Annotated in this window: 1 pseudogene; it reads right to left on the reverse strand. The window is 70.1% G+C overall.

The features are described 5' to 3' along the window. Window positions 1–284: pseudogene (locus tag EN851_RS35850) on the reverse strand (HugZ family protein); the annotation flags it as partial.

Below are 284 nucleotides of genomic sequence, written 5' to 3' on the forward strand. Positions count from 1 at the left end.
GGCTGGCCGACCCGGGCTCAAGCCGGAAAAACGAGAAGTCACCGAGCCCGGCATAGAGCTTCGCCTTCGGATTGCGGTTGAGGTAGCGCCGTTCGGCGCGGATCTGGTCGGCCGACCCCCGCTCCAGTCGCACGGCCCGGCATGCCAGGCTGATGCGCGGATGCGCCAGCGGATCGCCCTTGCCGGGTTCGCCGACCAGCAGCGAACAGCGCGGGTCGGCAAGCAGCGCGCCGGTATGCGCCGACAGCATCGAGACCAGGATCAGCGGCGCGCCGTCACTGTCG

This window comes from Mesorhizobium sp. M8A.F.Ca.ET.208.01.1.1, from assembly GCF_004791315.1.
Classification (GTDB): domain Bacteria; phylum Pseudomonadota; class Alphaproteobacteria; order Rhizobiales; family Rhizobiaceae; genus Mesorhizobium.